Annotated in this window: 13 protein-coding genes and 3 pseudogenes; 6 read left to right on the forward strand and 10 right to left on the reverse strand. The window is 38.4% G+C overall.

From position 1 onward, the window contains the following. Both JCM17102_RS24390 and JCM17102_RS16590 read right to left on the reverse strand, forming a co-directional pair. Window positions 1-186 (reverse strand): annotated as a pseudogene (locus JCM17102_RS24390) (lysylphosphatidylglycerol synthase transmembrane domain-containing protein); the annotation flags it as partial. Then, window positions 183-1,331, reverse strand: a complete 1,149-nt coding sequence (locus JCM17102_RS16590; RefSeq protein WP_025075970.1) for a glycosyltransferase — start codon at window positions 1,329-1,331, stop codon at window positions 183-185. The pseudogene JCM17102_RS24390 and the gene JCM17102_RS16590, both read right to left, overlap by 4 nt. A 199-nt stretch (window positions 1,332-1,530) precedes the next feature. Here JCM17102_RS16590 and JCM17102_RS16595 point away from each other — a divergent pair, with 199 nt between their 5' ends. The 5 genes and pseudogenes from JCM17102_RS16595 to JCM17102_RS16615 all read left to right on the forward strand — a co-directional run bounded on the left by JCM17102_RS16595 (window position 1,531) and on the right by JCM17102_RS16615 (window position 9,298). Then, the gene (locus JCM17102_RS16595) at window positions 1,531-3,000 is read left to right on the forward strand and encodes a 4Fe-4S dicluster domain-containing protein (RefSeq protein ID WP_025075971.1); all 1,470 of its coding nucleotides are present in this window, start codon (window positions 1,531-1,533) and stop codon (window positions 2,998-3,000) included. Further along, window positions 2,981-4,038: pseudogene (hydE, locus tag JCM17102_RS28055) on the forward strand ([FeFe] hydrogenase H-cluster radical SAM maturase HydE). The gene JCM17102_RS16595 and the pseudogene hydE overlap by 20 nt, the downstream one beginning before the upstream one ends. Window positions 4,039-4,056: 18 nt before the next feature. Further along, window positions 4,057-5,478: a [FeFe] hydrogenase H-cluster radical SAM maturase HydG gene (gene hydG, locus JCM17102_RS16605; protein WP_033886979.1), complete on the forward strand. Its 1,422-nt coding sequence runs from the start codon at window positions 4,057-4,059 to the stop codon at window positions 5,476-5,478. Window positions 5,479-5,530: 52 nt separating this feature from the next. Further along, a complete protein-coding gene (hydF, locus tag JCM17102_RS16610; RefSeq protein ID WP_025075973.1) occupies window positions 5,531-6,739 on the forward strand; it encodes a [FeFe] hydrogenase H-cluster maturation GTPase HydF in 1,209 nt (402 codons plus the stop codon). A gap of 21 nt (window positions 6,740-6,760) precedes the next feature. Then, window positions 6,761-9,298 carry an alpha/beta hydrolase family protein gene (locus JCM17102_RS16615; RefSeq protein WP_025075974.1) on the forward strand — a complete coding sequence of 846 codons (2,538 nt, stop codon included), beginning with the start codon at window positions 6,761-6,763 and terminating at the stop codon, window positions 9,296-9,298. Between the two features lie 463 nt (window positions 9,299-9,761). Here the strand turns inward: JCM17102_RS16615 and hisS are convergent. Beyond that, window positions 9,762-11,125 (reverse strand): annotated as a pseudogene (gene hisS, locus JCM17102_RS28060) (histidine--tRNA ligase). Window positions 11,126-11,332: 207 nt separating this feature from the next. Between hisS and JCM17102_RS16625 the strand changes: the two are divergent. Next, the gene (locus JCM17102_RS16625) at window positions 11,333-13,444 is read left to right on the forward strand and encodes a retropepsin-like aspartic protease (RefSeq protein ID WP_159106349.1); all 2,112 of its coding nucleotides are present in this window, start codon (window positions 11,333-11,335) and stop codon (window positions 13,442-13,444) included. Between the two features lie 217 nt (window positions 13,445-13,661). On the opposite strand, the gene JCM17102_RS16630 is transcribed toward JCM17102_RS16625, so the two are convergent. From JCM17102_RS16630 to JCM17102_RS16660, 7 genes are all read right to left on the reverse strand, one after another. Beyond that, a complete protein-coding gene (locus tag JCM17102_RS16630; protein ID WP_159106350.1) occupies window positions 13,662-15,083 on the reverse strand; it encodes a glycosyl hydrolase family 28 protein in 1,422 nt (473 codons plus the stop codon). A 292-nt stretch (window positions 15,084-15,375) separates the two neighbouring features. Then, a complete protein-coding gene (locus JCM17102_RS16635; RefSeq protein WP_025075977.1) occupies window positions 15,376-16,056 on the reverse strand; it encodes a zinc metallopeptidase in 681 nt (226 codons plus the stop codon). 119 nt (window positions 16,057-16,175) lie between these two features. Beyond that, a complete protein-coding gene (locus tag JCM17102_RS16640) occupies window positions 16,176-17,480 on the reverse strand; it encodes an alpha-L-fucosidase (protein WP_025075978.1) in 1,305 nt (434 codons plus the stop codon). Window positions 17,481-17,644: 164 nt separating this feature from the next. Beyond that, a complete protein-coding gene (locus JCM17102_RS16645; RefSeq protein WP_025075979.1) occupies window positions 17,645-18,916 on the reverse strand; it encodes an adenylosuccinate synthase in 1,272 nt (423 codons plus the stop codon). After that, entirely contained in the window at window positions 18,913-19,401 is a 489-nt protein-coding gene (locus tag JCM17102_RS16650; RefSeq protein ID WP_025075980.1) for a Fur family transcriptional regulator, read from the reverse strand. Before JCM17102_RS16650 ends, JCM17102_RS16645 begins: the two co-directional genes overlap by 4 nt. A 110-nt stretch (window positions 19,402-19,511) precedes the next feature. Next, on the reverse strand, window positions 19,512-20,174 hold the full coding sequence (locus JCM17102_RS16655; protein WP_025075981.1) for a DNA alkylation repair protein: 663 nt from the start codon (window positions 20,172-20,174) through the stop codon (window positions 19,512-19,514). 3 nt (window positions 20,175-20,177) lie between these two features. Further along, window positions 20,178-22,223, reverse strand: a complete 2,046-nt coding sequence (locus JCM17102_RS16660; RefSeq protein WP_033886980.1) for a dipeptidyl-peptidase 3 family protein — start codon at window positions 22,221-22,223, stop codon at window positions 20,178-20,180. Window positions 22,224-22,249 lie beyond the last annotated feature (26 nt).

The raw sequence follows: 22,249 nt of genomic DNA on the forward strand, positions 1-22,249 counted from the left end.
GCCATCCCGCCCAAACATAAACAGAAAGGCAAGCAACAGACCACCCAACAATCTCCAGGAAAAATGAATATCCGAGAATATTTGAGGATTGAATTCCTTCCCAAACAGCCAACCTACCACCGAAAGGCCGATTACGACAGGAATAATCACATAAGAGAATCTAAAAGGTTTCTTTATCGCTTTCACAATTTCTTCCGTACCATTAGATTCATATACCGATCGTAAACTTCTTCTGCTACATTCTCCCAAGAACGGGCGATGGTCCGCGAAGCCTCATCTCCTACTTTAGTAATCAGACGGGGTTGCCGAATTAATTCAGTAATCCTTTCAGCATAAGCATTTACGTTGTTTGTACTCAGAAAGCCGTTTGAAGAATCCGAGATGATTTCAGCTGCTGTAGAATTCCTGATCATCAATGAGGGAGTATGTAAAGCAGCAGCTTCACGTACTACCAACGGTGCATTATCATACAATGAAGGAAAGAGAAATAGATCGGCAGCAGCATAGTAACGTTTTAACCGTTCACGTTCAGTTATATTTCCCACAAAAGTTATTTTATCCATGAGCGATAGCTCACATGCCTTTTGTTTGATTTCCGAAGCGGCATATCCTGTACCAATAAAATACATTCGAAACGACTGTTCTTTTATCCGCGCCAATGCCTCCAACAAAAAAGAGAGATTCTTTTCCCAAATATGTTGTCCAACAAACAGGAACATCATTTCATCATCACTCAATTTTAACGTTTCTCTCGCCACACGTCTTAATTCTGCTATGGGTGCTCCGTCAGCAAAATCATTACCATTATCCACTACTTCAACTTTCCCTTTATATCCATATTCACGCAAAGTCTCTTCAACAGAAGCTTGAGGAATCCAAACCTCATCTGCCATCTCATAGAAACGAACCACATTACGAATCAGATAATCGACTATTTTTTTACAGGGGATAGCCCGTTCAAAATCGGAACGATACTTGGAATGGAATGTAGCCACAAGAGGAATATGCTGTGATCTAGCAATACGCATTGCCAATGATCCAGAAGAAAAAGGGCAATGAGCGTGTACCAAATCAAAAGAAAGCTTATTAATACGGGCATGAAAAGGCCAATCAATGCGTGGAAAGCCCAATCGATAAGGCTTACGCATCGGAATAGGAATTGAAGAATAACGATATACCGGATAAGTTCCCTCATCCTTGGCATCAGGCACACTTGGAGTTACCACACATACGTTACCGGCTTTTTTATTCAGCCAATAAGCATAATTTTGTATCGTCAATGAAACTCCGTCCATAATCGGCGGAAAGCAATCGTTGAATAAACCTATCATTATCTTTTATTAATATGATTGCAAAGGAACAACTCAGACATAACATTTGTTTGAAGAAGATGTTACATTCAAGAAGAGTTTTAAGCCCGGAATTTTACAACACAAACTCCTTTCCAGCGAATATTTCATAAATAAAAATTCAAAAATCAGAATTAAAAGAATTATCTTTGCAGACGCTAACAACCCCTTTAAACACAATATGGCATTTACGAATAATATTATGATTGTCCGGCACAAGTTGCTGGCTGACCTTGTAAGGCTCTGGAAAACTGATCAGTTAGTAGAAAAAATAGATCGTCTTCCCATTGAACTGAGTCCGCGCAAATCGAAACCAATGGGACGCTGCTGTGTACACAAAGAACGTGCAGTTTGGAAATATAAAACATTCCCACTAATGGGATTTGACATGACGGATGAACATGACGAACTAACTCCACTCTCTGATTATGCAAAAATAGCATTGAACCGTCCGGAACCAGTCAAGGAGAATATCATGTGCGTTATTGATGAAGCCTGCTCTTCTTGTGTACAGATCAATTATGAAATAAGTAATCTTTGTCGCGGATGTGTAGCTCGTAGTTGCTATATCAACTGTCCGAAAGATGCGATACGCTTCAAGAAAAACGGGCAAGCAATGATTGATCATGATACTTGTATCAGTTGTGGCATCTGCCATAAGAGTTGTCCTTATCATGCAATTGTATATATCCCTGTTCCCTGCGAAGAAGCTTGTCCCGTAAAAGCGATCAGCAAAGACGAACATGGCATTGAACACATTGATGAAAGTAAATGTATCTATTGTGGAAAATGTATGAATGCATGTCCGTTCGGTGCTATCTTCGAAATCTCACAAACATTTGATGTATTGCAACGTATCCGTAAAGGTGAGAAGATGGTGGCTATCATTGCTCCATCTATTCTCGGTCAATTCCATACTTCCATTGATCGGGTATACGGAGCTTTCAAAGAAATAGGATTTACTGATATCATTGAAGTGGCCGAAGGTGCAATGATGACCACTAGCAACGAAGCCCATGAATTATTGGAGAAGCTGGAAGAAGGACAGCCATTTATGACTACTTCGTGCTGCCCATCATACATTGAACTAGTAGAAAAACATCTTCCCGGCATAAAACCTTATGTTTCAAGCACAGGTTCGCCCATGTACTATGCAGCGAGAATTGCTAAAGAAAAATATCCGGATGCGAAAATCGTATTCGTCGGTCCTTGCGTTGCCAAAAGAAAAGAAGTACGCCGCGATGAAGCCGTAGACTTTATCCTCACTTTTGAAGAGGTTGGTTCGATTCTTGACGGACTGGATATTCAGTTGGAAGAAGTTCAAACGTTCTCTGTCGTTCAGACTTCTGTTCGTGAAGCGCATGGCTTTGCTCAGGCTGGTGGCGTAATGGGAGCAGTCAAGGCGTATCTGAAAGAGGAAGCGGATAAGATCAATGCAATTCAGATTTCAGATATCAACAAGAAACATATCGCAGTACTTCGTGCTGCTGCCAAGACAGGAAAAATAGCCGGACAATTTGTGGAAGTGATGGCGTGCGAAGGTGGTTGTATTACCGGTCCTAGCACACATAATGACATTGTCTCGGGACGTCGCCAGTTGGCGCAAGAGTTGCTCAAGCGGAAAGAAAGCTATGAGACAATGGATCGATAAATTAAGACAGGAAAAAACTCTCCAATCGGAAGAATTTCGACAGTTACTAACTAAATGTGACGCGGAAACTCTGCGTCACATCAATAAGCAGGCACAAGAGGTTAGCCTACAGCATTTCGGCAACAAGATTTATATCCGCGGGCTGATTGAAGTCAGCAATTATTGCCGGAATAACTGTTTCTATTGCGGTATCCGAAAAGGGAATCCTCATATTAAACGTTATCGATTGAGTATGGAAAGCATACTTGATTGTTGTAAAGAAGGATATGCACTCGGATTCCGAACTTTCGTGCTACAAGGTGGAGAAGATCCCGGTTTGACAGATGACCGGATAGAAGCCATTGTAGTGGCGATCCGAGAACAGTATCCCGATTGTGCCATCACCTTATCGCTCGGTGAAAAACCATACGAAACCTACCAACGTTTTTTCCAAGCAGGGGCAAACCGGTATCTTTTACGGCATGAAACTTATAATGAAATTCATTACAGCCAATTGCATCCTGCTGAGATGTCTTGCAAACATCGGATACAATGTTTGCGGAATTTAAAAGAAATCGGTTATCAAACCGGATCGGGAATCATGGTCGGTAGCCCGGGACAGACAGTAGAACATCTCATACAGGATATTCTATTCATCGAAAAGTTACGTCCGGAAATGATTGGTATCGGACCTTTCCTACCCCATCATGATACACCTTTTGCACAATTTCCAAATGGAACAGTAGAACAAACATTGCTTTTATTATCTATCTTTCGACTCATGCACCTTCAGCACTGATTCCGGCAACAACAGCGCTTGCCACTCTAGCGCCCGACGGACGGGAAAGAGGTATCTTAGCAGGTGCTAATGTAGTCATGCCCAACCTATCGCCACGCGATGAACGGAAAAAATATGAATTATATAACAACAAGGCTTCTCTGGGAGCTGAATCGGCCGAAGGATTAATACTCTTGCAAAAACAATTGCAATCCATCGGATATGAGATTTCGACTGACAGAGGGGACTTCAAACATGAGATGTTGAAAAACGAGAGTTGAGAATTTAAATAGAAAACTATGATATACCAAGCAGATTCATCGAAAGCAGAAGAGTTTATCAACCACGAAGAGATTCTGGAAACTCTGGAGTATGCACAGGCTAATAAGAATAACCGTGTTTTGATAGAGCAACTTATCGAAAAAGCTGCTCTCTGCAAAGGACTGACTCACAAGGAAGCGGCTTTACTATTGGAGTGCAATCAGCCTGACCTGATAGAAAGAATCTTTCATCTTGCCAAAGATATCAAACAAAAGTTTTATGGCAATCGTATTGTGATGTTTGCCCCACTTTATCTGTCTAATTATTGTGTCAATGGTTGCATCTATTGTCCGTATCATGCTAAGAATAAAACAATTGCCCGTAAAAAACTAACGCAAGAGGAAATCTGCAAAGAAGTAATTGCACTACAGGATATGGGGCATAAACGTCTGGCACTTGAAGCCGGTGAACATCCTTCGTTGAATCCGATAGAATATATTCTGGAATCCATCCAAACGATTTACAGCATCAAGCATAAAAACGGGGCAATCCGACGGGTTAATGTGAATATCGCTGCTACTACAGTAGAAAATTACCGCCGCCTGAAAGAAGTGGGAATCGGCACATATATTCTATTCCAGGAAACTTACCACAAAGAAAACTATGAGAATCTCCATCCCACTGGTCCAAAAAGTAATTACGCCTACCATACGGAAGCTATGGATCGTGCTATGGAAGGAGGAATCGACGATGTAGGAATGGGGGTACTTTTCGGTCTGAATACGTTCCGATATGATTTCGTAGGATTGCTAATGCACGCCGAACATCTGGAAGCCCGATTCGGAGTAGGTCCGCATACTATCAGCGTGCCTCGTATTTGTTCGGCAGACGATATAGATGCGAGAGATTTTCCCAATGCGATCTCTGACGAGATATTCAGTAAAATTGTAGCGGTTATCCGAATTGCCGTTCCTTATACAGGAATGATAATCTCGACTCGTGAATCACAAGAATCTCGTAGAAAGGTGCTAGAACTAGGGATTTCACAGATAAGTGGCGGTTCCCGTACTAGTGTCGGCGGATATGCAGAAACAGAACTTCCAACAAATAATTCTGCTCAGTTTGATGTAAGCGATACCCGGTCATTGGATGAGGTAGTAAATTGGTTACTCGAGCTGGGATATATTCCTAGTTTCTGTACTGCCTGTTATCGGGAAGGACGAACCGGAGACCGTTTTATGTCATTGGTCAAATCCGGCCAAATTGCCAATTGCTGTGGACCGAATGCTTTAATGACTCTGAAAGAATATCTGGAAGATTATGCCTCGGAAGATACTCGAAAAAAAGGAGTCTTTTTGATTCAAAAGGAAGTAGAAGGAATACCAAACCCAAAAATCAGAAAAATAGCAATTAGAAACTTAAAAGAGATAACTGAAGGCAAAAGAGACTTTAGATTCTAAATAATAAAATGTAGTTTTGTAGCAATCATTCATTTCATACCAACCATAAATTATGAGTTTATCAGATACTCCAAATGCCAACCGGCTACATATCACTCTACTCGGAAAGCGTAATAGTGGAAAATCGTCTCTCATTAACGCATTGACGGGACAGGAGGTAGCTCTTGTCTCCGACACTCCGGGTACTACGACTGATCCTGTATCGAAAGCTATGGAAATTCAGGGAATAGGTCCTTGTCTGTTTATCGATACACCGGGATTCGATGATGAAGGGAAATTGGGAAAGATGCGTATTGAAAAAACCCAAAAGGCGATAGAGAAAACAGATATTGCTATTATGATTTGTGGAGGTGACGCTACAGATGAAGAACCGGAGCTGAAAGAGGAACTCTATTGGTATGAACAACTGAAAGAAAGGAATATTCCGATTATTTTTCTAATCAACAAAATGGATATTCGGAAAACGACAGAATCTCTTGCCAAACATATAAGAGAGCTTTTAGGAAATAATCCTATTTTAGTCAGTACCAAAGAATGGACAGGTATTGAGCAGATCCGTCTGGCTATTCTTGAAAAGCTACCTACAACGTTTGAAGAACAAAGTATCACCGGTAAACTTGTGACTGAAAACGATCTTGTATTACTTGTTATGCCTCAAGATATTCAGGCTCCTAAAGGCAGACTGATCTTGCCACAAGTACAAACGATTCGTGAATTACTAGACAAGAAGTGCCTCATTGCAACATGTACTACCGACAAACTGTCGGAAACATTAAAAGTATTTGCCCGTCCTCCAAAATTAATTATTACGGACTCACAAGTTTTCAAAACAGTTTATGAACAGAAGCCGGAAGAGAGTAAACTCACGTCCTTTTCCATTCTTTTTGCCGGTTATAAGGGGGATATTCATTTCTATATCGAAAGTGCTGCTGCCATTGAAAGTCTGACAGAATCATCACGCGTGTTAATAGCCGAAGCATGTACCCATGCTCCACTTTCAGAGGATATAGGAAGAGTAAAACTCCCACGATTATTACGAAAAAGAATTGGTGAGAAGTTATCCATCGACATGGTTTCGGGTACTGACTTTCCAGAAGATTTAACTCCATATTCGTTAGTCATACATTGTGGAGCTTGCATGTTCAACCGTAAATATGTACTCAACCGCATTGAACGTGCCCGAGAACAAAAGATACCTATGACAAATTATGGAGTAGCTATCGCTTTCTTAAACGAAATATTGGAACACATCGAATACTAATACTTATAAAATACACTGCACATGAAAAAGAAAAAAATGATTTTAGCCATTTTTCTGGCAACCGGCGTTATTCTCCAAGCACAGGACAGATTGACGCAATACCAAGTTCGTAATGCAATTGATGTACGTACTCCTATTATGAACGACAGTATCAATCCAAAAGGAGAAAAGTATGCGACTAAAATGTTACTTCAGACTCCGGTAGTATTGGACTTACCCGATGCACCTACGCAAACGCTTACTGTAGACACCACCGGATTTCTAAAACTAACGAAAGCTGAGAAAGACAGTAAAATCTATTTGCTCAAGACACAAATTAGAGCAGACCGTTTCGTTAAAGGTAAGTTAAAAGTTACTTCACCTGTACGCTGGGAAGCTTTCATTGATGGAGTTTCCAAACACAAAAAGGAGAATGTCGAAGATAGCATCACCTCTGCCTCTTCCCATGAAATTGCTATTAGCTTGGAACCGGAACGAGATTATGAAATTACATTCAAACTACTTTCTACTTCCGAAGATAAAGCCATACCCACGCTAAAAAGTGAATTTATAAAAGACAAGAAATTCAAAGATATTACCTGCATTTTGGACCCAAATGCAAAAAAACGTTTTGCTCTCGACAATACAGTCTACGGAAACAAGGTTATTGCTGTATCCATCTCTCCCAGTGGAAAATATCTATTAACCCGCTATTGGAACAACCACTCTGCCAAGCGTTCACGCATCTATTGCGAACTCACCGACCTGAAAAGCGGAAAAGTGATTTTAGAAAATGTAAAGGATGGCATGCGCTGGATGCCGAAAAGCGATAAGTTGTATTACACTGCTACTGCTTCTAGCGGAAATGATGTACTTACATTCGATCCTGCTACGTTACAGGAAGAAACAATTCTAAAAGGAATTCCCGAACAGAATTTCACATGGTCGCCTACTGAGGAGTATCTTATTTATTATCCTTACGAAGAAGGAGAAAAGGAAACAGGGAATTTACGCCGTATTGTCAGTCCGGCAGACCGCATTCCAAATACTCGCGGACGCAGTTTCCTTGCTAAGTATAATATAATCGATGGAGTTTCCGAACGTTTAACTTACGGTAATCACAGTACCTATTTACAAGACATTTCTCCGGACGGTAGATATCTGATATACAGTACTTCAAGGGAGAATATCACCCAACGTCCTTACTCCCTGTCTTCTCTTTATCTCGTTGATTTGGAAACACTGAAAGTAGATACTCTTTTCCACGAAGAACGATTTCTGGGAGGAGCAAAGTATTCTCCGGACGGAAAAAAACTATTACTAACTGCAAGCCCCGAAGCTTTTGGGGGGATTGGTAAAAATTGCGGCAATCATCCTATTGCCAATGATTACGACACTCAGGCATTTATTATGGATTTGGCTACCCGTAAGATGGAACCGATCACCAAAGACTTCAATCCTACCGTCAGTCTTTTGCAATGGAACCGAGGAGATGGATGTATCTACTTCAACACGGATGATGGTGACTGCAAAAACATTTACCGCTATTCTCCCAAAAGCAATGAATTTGAAAAGTTGAATTTAGAAACAGATGTTACCGGGTCTTTCACATTAGCAGAAAATAATCCATGGATAGCAGCTTATATCGGTCAATCAGATCATAATACAGGTGTTGCCTACCTATATGATATGAAAAAGAAAACGTCCCGATTGTTGGCAGATCCGATGAAACCAATTCTGGAAAAAATTGAATTAGGAAAAACCGAACCTTGGAATTTTACGGCCTCAGACGGAACTGTAATTACAGGAAAAATGTGTTTACCTCCCAATTTTGATCCAAATAAGAAATATCCGATGATTGTATATTATTACGGTGGAACGACTCCTACAACCCGCGGTATCAGTAGCCCGTATTGTGCACAGTTATTTGCCTCGCGAGATTATGTAGTATATGTCATCCAGCCTAGCGGCACGATCGGTTTCGGACAAGAGTTTTCTGCCCGTCACGTCAATGCTTGGGGAAAGCGTACTGCCGATGATATTATTGAAGGAACAAAGCAATTTTGTAAAGCACATCCGTTTGTAGACGAGAAACGAATCGGATGTATTGGTGCTTCTTATGGTGGATTTATGACTCAGTATTTGCAGACTCAAACTGACATCTTTGCGGCCGCTGTATCACATGCAGGTATCAGTAATGTAACCAGTTACTGGGGAGAAGGTTACTGGGGCTATGGATATAATTCTATTGCTGCCGCTGACAGCTATCCATGGAATAATCCCGAACTGTTTACCAAACAAGGTTCTCTGTTCAATGCAGATAAAATCAACACTCCATTGTTGCTATTGCATGGAACTGTCGATACTAATGTGCCTATCGGGGAAAGTATTCAGCTTTTCAATGCTCTCAAAATATTAGGAAAAACAGTCGAATTCATCACCGTAGATGGAGAGAACCATTTTATCTCGGATTACGATAAACGCATCAAATGGCATAATTCTATCATGGCTTGGTTTGCACGATGGCTGCAAGAACGACCGGAATGGTGGAATGAAATGTATCCAGAACGACATCTATAAAAGGAATAAATTCATCTAAATCTCATTATCTTATATTCTAAAGAGGAGCATATCAAAAGCTCCTCTTTACTAACTTTTCAATAAAGTAAACATGCTTATTTCCGCCATACAATAAAGAGAAAAATCCCGCCCGAAAACAAAACTAGTCACCTTTTTCATAAAAACTTTTGATATAATATATATTTTCCTAGATTCGCAAAAATAACACCACAAAAATCTAGAAAAACATGACTACGCTAAAAACATTAAGGCTTATTGGCTGTTTTTTTACTCTTTATAGGGAATCTGGCTCAAATACAAAGCCAAGTCCAGAAAAACAATCATATGGACAAAATCTTTGAACTAAATTCCAACTGTGCCTATTTTGAAAAATACTAAAGGCACGGATTACACGAATTACACAGTTTGGATTACCCCAAAAACCGTGAAATCTGTGAAATCCATGCCTAAAGAGAAAAGGTTCTTATTTCTGTAATGCAACTATTAATTCCTCTACTGAAACTAGCCTCTGTTCTCCTGTCTCCATATTCTTAAGCATAGTTTTGCCTTCATTCATCTCATTCTCTCCAATAATAGCAACAAAAGGAATGTTCTTAGCATTGGCATAACTCATTTGCTTTTTCATCTTAGCTGCATCCGGGAATATTTCCGCACGAATCCCTGCAGCGCGTATTTTCAGTAGCATTTCCATAGAAAAAGCTGCTTCTTTTTCACCGAAATTCACAAACAATACTTCCGTACCATTTACTGCTTCTTTCGGATAAAGTTCCAACTGATTCAGCACATCGAAAATACGATCGGCACCAAAAGAAATACCAACACCGGAGACACCGGACATGCCAAATACTCCTGTCAGATTATCATAACGACCTCCACCGGTAATACTACCAATCTGTACATCCAATGCTTTTACTTCAAAAATAGCACCAGTATAATAATTTAATCCGCGAGCCAATGTCAAATCTAATTCTATTTCATTCTTCAATCCCATCGTTTCTAGGTATTCAGAATGAATTCACTTTCTTTCACCCCTTTCATACCTACTTCGCTTGTTGCCAAAACCTTTTTCAAAGTAGCGACTTTTTCAGCATTGGTTCCATTCAAAAGTATAATCGGTTGTAATTTAGCGATAGCCTCATCACTGATTCCCTTTTCCTTCAGTTCGGCATTCACATTCTCCAAACCGATCTTATCCAGTTTATCAATTGCAACGGTAATATCCACTATTTTATCAGCCTCACCAATAATCTCTGCTATTCCGGAAAGAATCTTACGATTATTGATTTTAATACATACACGAATTCCAAAACGACTGAATACCGTATCTACAATCTGCATTAACTCAACTTCATTCAATAACGAATCGCTACCTACCACATCAGCATCACACTGATAGAATTCACGATAACGTCCTTTCTGCGGACGGTCTGCTCTCCATACCGGTTGAATCTGATAACGCTTGAACGGAAAAGTGATTTCATCACGGTGCATTACCACATAACGAGCAAAAGGCACAGTCAAGTCATAACGCAATCCTTTTTCACAGAACTTGCTTGCTAATTTAGCTGCATTACGGCTCAAAAGTTCTTCATCGGTTATCCCTGAAAAGTAATCTCCCGAATTCTGAATCTTGAAAAGAAGCTTGTCACCCTCATCTCCGTATTTACCCATCAACGTAGAAAGCATCTCCATAGATGGAGTCTCTATTTGCTGGAAACCATAAAGATGGTATACATCACGAATGGTATTGAATATATAGTTACGCTTCGCCATTTCTACCGGCGAAAAGTCACGAGTTCCTTTAGGAATACTTGGTTTTGCTGCCATAATATTACTGTTTATAGTTTTAATTGCGCAAATTTACAGCAAATTATTGAAAATCTCGACTAACTAAAACTTTAAATAAGCTCACTTTCATAAATAAAGATAAGGTAGATGTTCAAAAAAGAAAAGAAATAAGCACTAGAATATTTGTTTTTATCACAATAAATGACGAACATTGCAATGAAATACATCCTACTTAAAATTAAACGCATGAATAGACGACATCTCCATCAAACTATTATTTGCTTTTTGCTTTTTACCGGACATATTCTTCAAATACAAAGCCAAGTTCTGAATAATTACACTGAAAGACTCATTGAATTAGGTTCTAATGATTCTTTCTTTGAAATATGGAAATTACATAATGATTCTGCCGCTTATTTTGAACCTAGTATGAGACTTTATGCGCAAATATGTATCGGCAACGCATTCAACCGCCCAGAACTACTTATTAAAAGTATCGACTCATTGTACACATATTATACTTCTGAGAATTATCCTCCCCAATATAAATATTTAAAAGCTAAAGCCCTTTACGAACTAGGAAAATATAATGAATTGGCAATCTATTGCAGAAGCTTTGAAAAAGATTCTCTTTCTCAGACAGGTCCTGAGTTTGCCTGGATTGAATCTGTGGCCCGTCAATTAGACGGAACACCTGATAGTAGAATAGATTTTAATGAGAAGATCTGTACGATCCAAACTCCGCAGAACTTTCCGCTTCGAATACCTGTTCAGATAAATGACATTGAAATACCGAATGTCATTATCGATACAGGAGCACCATTTACCTTTCTCTCCTATGCTACAGCAGAAAAGTGCAATGTTCGCATGCTAGGAGATACAGTTATTGTTGGAAGTTATTTTGGAGATATAAAAGCTGTTACTGGAATAATAGATAAAATGCAAGTAGGAAACATTGTATATCACAATATCAATGTTAAAGTAGCATCTCCACAAGCTCCGGATTATTTTTCTCAAAGTAATACTTTGGGAATGCAGGAACTAGCGAAATTATCATCCCTCGAATTTTCACCGGGTAAAGTCACTTTTAGGAAAAACGATCAAAAGAAAGTTCTTCAACCGAATGTATGTTTCAGAAACGGACATCCCTATATCCAACAGCTAAACAATAATAAGAAGGAAGAGTATATGTTTGATACAGGATATGACAGCAATCTTATTTATACAAATGAGTCTATCCAGGAGAATTCTCTGGAATGGCACTCTATTCTTGAAAATCCTGTTCAGTTCCTTACCAGACAAGGACACAATGATATAGCAGGTGCTTGTGAAGGGTTATTGGGATTCCCATATACTTCAAGCTTCGAATCTTGTATTTTAGATCTTGATCAAATGACATTCAGCGGTAAAGGTTATCGGACGCACCCTCTTCATTATTCTATTTGTATTAATAACGGTGACTTTATCCGCTTAGATGCAAATCGTAAATGGTTTGAAGCAACAACAGATGAAAAAGGACGCTGGATCATCTATAGTTTTTTAGAATTACTAAAAGAACAATCAGGGAAATGTATTCAATATACAGATTCATTATTAACTAAGTATGAAAAGCAACTAGAAGAAGAAGGATCAAAAACTACAATTTTAAATATACGAGCCGCCGCTTTTGCAGCCATCGGAGATTATACATCAGCTATTAAAGTTACAAAGAGCTTTGTTGAAACAGCTCCTGATCTAAAAGGAGGATTAAATAGATGTATTGCTTTAGAACCAATAGGAAAACCAAACATAGACTGGCACAGTCCTGAATCTATTCTCCCCGCAACTTTAAATGACAATGGATTATGTGTAAATGCAAAAATCAACAAAACAACATCTGAAGTTTACTTCTCACCTGATAAAAAAGAATGTCAGATTTCGTCAAAAGAAGCGACTAAATATCAAATGAAGATCATTGAATTTGAAGACGATTCTATGAAAAATAGAAAAATAGCTATTGCTGAAGAATTGATATTAGGATATATGACTGCTTGTAATGTACAGTTCTTTATTAATGATGAAGTAGATAATATTTATTTAGGCAACAATTTATTACGACTAATTCCACAATATAGTATGGGGACTAATCAAATTACCTTATCCAACCAAACTATTAATTCTGACAAAAAAGGAATCGAATATCCTCTATTAAATATACAAAACATATTATGCTACTATCGCCCTACGAAGAATGATGTAGAAAGCTTCGCTATTGGTAACATGCTTCCCGGGATGCAAACAATTACCCTAAAAGAATTATTAGAACAGAATAAGAAAGTGATAATTAATATTCGAGATATGCACATACAACTCAAATAAATCAAGGTTTGCCAGACACAGGCATCTCGACACAATACCACAATAAAATATAAAGAGAGGCAAAAATCCAACAGTTGCACCATTCTGACATTCAAGGAGCGTAGTAGAGAATCTCTCCTTTGATGCAGCAAGAGAGATCAGATCCATCGGTTTCATATCTTTAAATGACAGAGCAAAATGATAGTTCATTTTACTTCTGGCTCATTAAAAGAATTTATTATTGATTCAAATATGTATTAATAAAACGATAATTGACCAGTGTATTCCCAGTAACATTATTCGTCCGGAAACCTGAATAGTGATCGTCTTTTAATAACTGGCCTTCTATCCGCACATTATCAAAAAGGATGTTGGTAAGCTTCTTTTGCGAAGTGCCCTCTTTTTGCCAACCATAGAGCCAAATTTCGTTCGCAATAGAGCTTCCACTATTTTTCTCACAGGTAACATTACGAAAAATCACATTATCAATCCCTCCACAATAACTTTGATTCCCTTGAATCGAGCCAAACCAAAAATCATTTTTAAACCCCATGCCAATTAATCTTTCGCACCTGTTTACTCGTATATTTTGAAAAAGTATATTTTTAAAATAAGTACCTTGCAATGCACAAATATTCATAGCAGAACGTTCGTCAAGTTCCGTATGATGATGTGGATCATCGTACGAATAGAGAATTTCACTATCCAGCAATTGTATGTTTTCATATACGGAAGCACGTGTTTCAGCTCCTATACCAAAGGCATTATTACAATCATTCCACAATTGCATCTTCCGGAATATAAGGTTTTTATTGGGGAGACAATCAGCTGGGGCCTGCGTTTCTGGAGCCAGTCCTTTAATAGCTATGGCATCATCACAACTCCTCACAAATACATTGTCAAACTCACAATCCGAGCAATTAATAATATCAATACCATCTGTACACGCATAACGGGTACTCAGCACTTTTACGTTTGAAAAATTGATATTTGAACTTTTTGACATTGTAGTACACCAACATTGTGCTCTATGTCCATGAATAACAATTCCTTCTACATTACACCCACCCAAAGAATTATCTATAGAAAGTACTATTTCCGGTTTTGTATTCATCACCATACCACGCCCATAGATTTTCGCTCCTTTTCCATCATTAATCCTTAATTGTCCGTCAAGTATTGCTCCACCAGCTATATATATCTTTTGATCTCCAGAAATCGAGAGTGTTCCATTAGGGAAATAATTAGCCAATCTATGAAAACCAGGTCCGAAATAATAAAGTTTTTGCTTTGAATCGTATAAGTAGCCACCAGAATCTAAAACAGAAGGAACTGCAGAATCTATGCTGTTACAAAACAAATGAAGCACGTCTCCCTGATACTCATCATTAATTACTAATGTTAATTGCTGGTCAGCCTTCTTTAGTTTCAAGCAAATGCCATTAACAGAAGATTGTCTTAAACTTGTAAATATTGTATTTTTAGGTAAGACCTCAAAAGAGTGGATTGAATCTTTAAAGGTTATTTCTATTTCGACTTCTTCCCCATCCTTAAAATCAAAAGAGGCAAAACTCACACACTTTCCACAGAAATTTTTGTCAGTATAAATCCCTACACAAGAATGATTCACAGAAACATTAAATGGTGATTTTTCCTCCATGTAAGGATAACCTTCCGGAACTGAATACGTCCGGAAAACATTATTTATATCTATAGAATCTTGCCCGTCTACATAACAACGATTCCACTTACCGAATAAGTTTTGTGCATGAACGTAGTTCAAAGAAAGAAATGCAATAAATACATATAATACACAAAAATGAAAGTTCAGAATTTTCATACGTAAATTCAAAATCCTAGATTAATCCGGATAATATTCCCGAAAACAATAAACGCCTCCGTAGCAACTACAAAAGACTATGGAAGCGCTCATTATATTTGAGAAAAGAAGGTTAATCTCTTCTTCCCATTGCAATCATAACATAATAAATCAATGTTGCTAATGACCCCAAGGCAGCTACTACATAGGTATAAGCAGCTGAACGAAGAGCATCTTCCGCCTGTGAATGATTGAATGAATTGGTTATACCAGATGAATTCAACCAAACAAGTGCACGTTTACTTGCATTTATCTCCACCGGCAAAGTGATAAAACTAAATAAAGTTGTCGTAGCAAACAAAATAATACCAATCCACAATAATTGAGGGAATGTACTAAGCATCAAAATACCGGCTAATAAAACCCACGTTACAATAGAAGACGAAAAATTCACTATTGGAACTAATGCACTACGCATCTTTAAGGGTGCATACATACGTGCGTGCTGAACAGCATGTCCACATTCGTGTGCAGCTACTGCAGCAGCCATGATACTATTACTGTCATATACTCCTTCACTCAAATTCACTGTCTTATTGGCAGGATTATAATGGTCGGTCAGTTGTCCGGGAGTATGTGTCACTTTTACATCATAAATTCCATTGTCGTGTAACATTTTTAAAGCTACATCACGACCTGTCATTCCGTTTCCGGTAGGTATCTTTGAATACTTTTTGAATTTGCTTTGCAAATTCATCTGTACTAGCCAGCTAACAATGGCAATTCCAATAAATAATACCCAAGGTGAAATCATACTTTATTCTTTTTAAATTATTACTCAATACTACATAAACAAATAGTTTGCCAAAAATAAGGGGAAACGATCAATGTAAGAATAGTTTTCCCTTGCTTTTAGGAAGAATTAGCTAAAAATTAGTCAATAGTAAGATCAATGATGTAATCAACATCTTTCGGAACCTCTGATAGTTCAAGCAAAATACCTTCTTTCATTTTGGTAAATCGAACCGGAGATTTATCCTTAAATAAAACCGCCTTTTTTACTTTCTTACCAATCAGAGGCAAGAATAAAGCGTTATCTTGCAAATCAAGAATATGGACGTACAGTTTATCTCCTTTTTGTGTTGTCACTCCCCACTCATGAGGAGCAATAATACCACCTCTTGTCCCATAAATAGTTTCACCATACCGACTCATCCATTCACCAACCTCTTTCAACCGTTCCACAGCTACTTCCGGAAGTTCTCCATTCGGCTGAGGACCAATATTCATTAACAAGTTTGCATTTCTACCTGCAGCCTTCACCAGATAGTGAATCAATGTTTTTGTTGATTTATAATTCTGATCGGTAATCTTATATCCCCACATTCCGTTCATTGTCTCACAAGTTTCCAAAGGCAATTGACTTACATCTTGCCCGGAAAGTCCGGCCGTATTTTCTCCCGGCAGGTCACGCTCGAAGATCTGAATGTCTTCCCCTTGAAAAGGTACTTGATGATGATTATTTCCAACCAAACATCCCGGCTGTAGTTCATGAATCAACGCATACTGCTCTGGAAGTTCCCAGTCAAAACTTGAATTCTGGTCCTGATCCCACCATCCGTCAAACCAGATAGCCCCTATCGGACCGTAATTGGTCAGTAATTCTGTTAGCTGATTATTCATAAACCGGTAATAGCTCTTCCAATCACCTTTGGGGTTCGGCCGTCCTGTTCCATGCCCAGTACGTCCCCACGGATAATCCTCCCGTGACCAATCAAGATGAGAATAATAAAAATGAAGCTTTATTCCATATTTAGTACAAGCATCGGCCAATTCTTTAATAATATCTCTTTTAAAAGGGGTAGCTTTGACTACATTAAAATCAGAAAACTTAGTATCGAACATCGAAAAGCCTTCATGATGACGGCTGGTGAAACAAATATACTTTGCCCCAGAAGCTTTAATAGCTGACACCCACTTATCGGCATCAAACTTAGACGGATAAAAACCACCTGCCAGTTTGGCATACTCTTTATAATTCAGATTGTTGTTTGTCATTGTCCACTCACCGGTAGCCAACATAGCATATAATCCCCAATGTAGAAAAATGCCAAATTTATTATCCTGAAACTCCTGACGTGCTTTCAGATTTTCCTGAGTAGGTTGGTAAGAAGACTGGGCAAATACTCCCAAACTTATACCTAATAATAAAAGGAAAGAAATAAAATGTGTTCTCATAAAGCATTATTATTAAATAAGTATTATATCAAAACTAGTTATCAACATGTTCTCTGCCAAATGATCTATTAATTAAAACACATTACTCAGCAATTAAAATTCTAAACAAGAAAGGCGGAGATTATAAAACTCCGCCTTTCTCCAAAATATGATAGAACTATTTATTATTCTTCAGTATAACGTTCAATAGTCTGAGCTCTGTCCGGCCCTACAGAAACAATCTTGATTTGTACACCAAGCTGTTCCTCTAAGAAGCTAAGATAAGCATTAAATTCTTCTGGGAATTCATCCTCACTCTGCATTTTCGTCATATCTGTTTTCCAACCCGGAAGTTCAGCAAATACAGGCTCTACTCCTTCTGTTATGTCATAGGGGAAATAGTCGATTTCTTCACCATTCAACTTATAAGCAACACAAGCCTTGATTGTATCAAACGTATCAAGTACATCACTCTTCATCATAATCAATTTAGTTACACCATTGATCATTACCGAATATTTCAATGCTACTAAATCAATCCAGCCACAACGACGTTTACGACCTGTCACTGCACCAAATTCATGTCCCAATGCACCAATCTTTTCTCCAGTCTCATCAAACAATTCTGTCGGGAAAGGACCTGCACCTACACGTGTACAATATGCCTTGAAAATGCCATAAACTTCTCCAATACGATTAGGACCGATCCCCAAACCAGTACAAGCACCAGCACAAATAGTGTTGGAAGAAGTAACGAATGGATAAGAACCAAAATCTACATCCAGCATTGTTCCCTGCGCACCTTCGCAAAGTACACTCTTTCCATCGTTCAACAGATTATTGATTTCATGTTCGCTGTCTACAAGATGGAATTGTTTCAGATATTCAATACCTTCCATCCATGCTTTTTCAAGCTCGGTCAAGTCATATTCATAATTCAAATCCTTCAGGATTTGCTCATGGCGAGCTTTTGCAGCTGCATATTTATGTTCGAAGTTATGAAGGATATCCCCTACACGAACACCATTACGGCTTACTTTATCCGTATAAGTAGGACCAATGCCTTTACCTGTAGTACCTACTTTCTCATCTCCTTTAGCTGCTTCATATGCTGCATCCAGAATACGATGTGTCGGAAGAATAAGGTGAGCTTTCTTTGAGATATGCAAGCGTTCTTTCAACGGGTGACCTGATGCTTCAAGAGCTTCGGCTTCGGCTTTGAACAGTGCCGGATCAAGTACTACACCATTACCAATAATGTTTACTTTATCACCCTGAAAAATACCGGAAGGGATGGAACGAAGTACATATTTTTGTCCTTCAAACTCAAGTGTATGACCTGCATTCGGACCACCCTGAAAACGAGCAACCACATCATACTTAGGTGTTAATACATCGACAACTTTTCCTTTACCTTCGTCGCCCCATTGTAATCCTAATAGAACATCTACTTTCATTTTTCTTTTTTATTGTTGTTATTTACTTTTTTCCGTTTATTCGCTCTGTCACATTTACTACATAATCCATATATATATAAGGAGTAATGAGATAGTTGAAATCGGCTTAACTTCGTATTCTCAATAGCGTGCTGCAACTCCTCGTTCTGAAACTCAGTCACTTTACCGCATTGAGTACATATCTGATGATGATGGGTTTCACGATTATATGATTTTTCATATTGAGAAGAAGTTCCAAATTGATGTTTGATGACCAGACGAGCATTGATTAGCAGAATAATGGTATTGTAAAGAGTTGCCCGACTGACCCGAAAGTTTTCCTGGTCCATCATTCGCGAATAGAGCATATCAATATCGAAATGTCCTTCGATGGAGTAAATAGTTTCGAGTATGGCGTAACGTTCGGGAGTCTTGCGATGCCCGTTTACAGTAAGATATTCGGTGAATATCTGCCGTACCGTATCTTTCACATTTTGAGTTTCCATCATCAGCACAAAATTAGCGCGAACAAAGTTAAGCCTTTTTTGCGGAAAGCAAAAGATTTTCTGTGATATTTATATGAAGGATAATTTATGAGTTAAACAACAAGGAACTATCACTCACCCAATTCATCTTTCACCATATAATACAACCTCTGCTCTGCTTCAATAGAAGAGTCTGCCATTCCTTCTACCAAACGACACACCTGAAAAGCATGCTCTTCATTATGTTGCATATATTTGCGAATGGCTAACATCGCAGCATTTCGTACATGATAACTATCTGAATGAACAGCACATATAGCCTGATCAAGTAATTCTCCGGCAACTCTTTCCGTCATATCTCCTTTCTTCATCAAAAGACGGGCAACAGTCAAAAAGCCACAAGTTTGTACATATTCCCGTTCATCGGCTATCCAATGAAATGATTTTGCAGGTGCATACGGTAAATGCTGAAAAAGATTCATGCAGGTTAATTCTGCTATTTCAATATTTTGAATGTCTTCTACCCAAATATCAGCAATTTCCGGATAAAAGGTATCAATGGGTTGTAACATCGCAGCCAGAATCTTACATTCACGAATATTTTCTTTCCATAATGCTTGCGCCAAATCATGATTCTTTTCATAGGTACCAGCAATCATTTTGATACGAGGAAGTTCTACTCCAAAATTGAGTTTATACACTAATCCCTTCTCACGCATACTTTGAGACACAGCTCCGTTCATAGAGAGACGGAGCTGTGTTTTAATATCTTTCAATTGTTCTTTAATATCCATTTTCTAATTATTTATCGAAGGCAGCGAAGAATAGTCCTTACTATAACGCAACATTTGTTCCACATAACCTTCGTCATAAGATACGGTAACATTTGTAATATTACCATTTTCATCTGTCACCAATTCATATTTCGGATTCACAAATCCTTTATAAGGAGCAAGATTCAGTTTCTTATAACGTTCTAATACTTCCGCATGAAGAACCGGATCTATTTTTACTGCATAATTCTCCACCAAATTACGAGCTCCTTCAAAATCACCGGTAGACTTGATACGCTGTATTTCTGCCAACAATTTACCAAACAATTCGCGTACTTTCTGATAATCATTGATCACAACATAAGTTTTTCCGTCTTTCTTCACCATTTCCACAGCTTTATCAGCCGCTCCGTTTTCATATACCCAACGAGCAATCAACTGGCGATTACGCATATGAGCCTCTTCAATATTATTACCTGGTTCGATACGCACTAACTGTGTCATCAAACCATTCATCAAATATTTGTAATATTCAGCTTTATAAGCATCTGCATCCGGCACAAGCCTCAACTCTACCAGTTTCGGATCAGCAACATAATACAAACCAAACAAATCAGCACGAGCTTCTTCAATGGTAGAGCCATATGCTTTCAGAGCATCTGGATCTACTCCCGGAAGCAACTTACCGGAACCATGTCCCAAACATTCATGTAAGTCAGTATGTAGTTCATCAGTCAGATCGCCATATTTATCTATCGACTGAACTTCCGCATCACTGTAAGCAAATTCTTCATTGAAACCATTACCATGAGCTGCTTTGTTATAAGCATCAGTAATGTTTCCAATAGTTACTGATTTCGAACCATGATGAGCACGAATCCAGTTGGCATTCGGAAGATTGATACCAATAGCTGTAGATGGATACAAATCACCAGCAAGTATCGCAGCAGTAATTACTTTCGCCGATATACCTTTTACTTTATCTTTTTTGAAAGACTTATCTACCGGAGAATGATCTTCAAACCATTGGGCATTACTACTTATAGTTTCCGTACGATGTGTAGCTTCCAAATCCTTAAAGTTCACTAAAGACTCCCAGCTAGCTTTCATACCTAAAGGATCACCGTAACTCTCAGTGAAACCATTCACAAAATCAATTCGTGAATCCAAGTCTTTCACCCAAAGAATAGCATATTCATCAAAGTCCTCCAAACTACCTGTTTCATAGAATTGAATTAGCTTACTAATTACAACTTTCTGAGCATCATTTTCAGCAATAGCTTCCGCTTTCTTCAGCCAAAAGACAATTTTCTCAATCGCTTGCGTATAGAGTCCACCTACTTTCCATACCTTTTCTTGAATCTTTCCATCCTCTTTAATCAACCGACTATTCAAACCATAAGAAACCGGTGTTTCATTTTTCGGATCTTTCAAAGCATTATAAAAATCTTCTGCTTCTTTCTGTGTTACACCATCGTAATAGTTACATGCGGAAGTAAGTACCAAGTCTTCTCCGTCAGCCTGATTCACCCGCTTTGGCATTATAGTTGGATCAAAAATGACAGGAAATAATTCGTTGCAAAGCTGTTCGACAGTTTGTCCTTCTTCCAACGGGAGCAAAGAAGAGTCAATACTAAGCACAGCTTGTTTTATAAACTCCTTTGAAAAGTTTGGTACAAATTTTTCCATCCCATAATGATGATGAATACCATTAGAGAACCATACTCGTTTGAGATACACTTCCATATTTTTGAAATCAGAAGTTTCTTTATCACCTTGATAGTTCATATACACAGCTTCAAGCATCCGACGAATTCTCAGGTTATACTTCCCGTTCTGGTCAAACAGAATATCCCGTCCTTCCAAAGCAGCTTGTGTCAAATAATAAATCAACTCTTTTTGTTTCAGTGACAAGTCCTCAAATCCGGAAACCTTGTACCGCAATATCTGTAAATCTGCAAATTGTTCCACTGTATAATCAAATTTATCTGTTTTAGCAGTTGTTATTTTAGTTCCTCCACAAGACACTAAAAGTGTCGAGGCTATGGCTATTGATATAAAATGTTTCATAATAACTAGTATTGATCAATGTAAAA

The sequence above is a fragment of the Bacteroides faecichinchillae JCM 17102 genome (assembly GCF_000614145.1).
GTDB lineage: Bacteria > Bacteroidota > Bacteroidia > Bacteroidales > Bacteroidaceae > Bacteroides > Bacteroides faecichinchillae.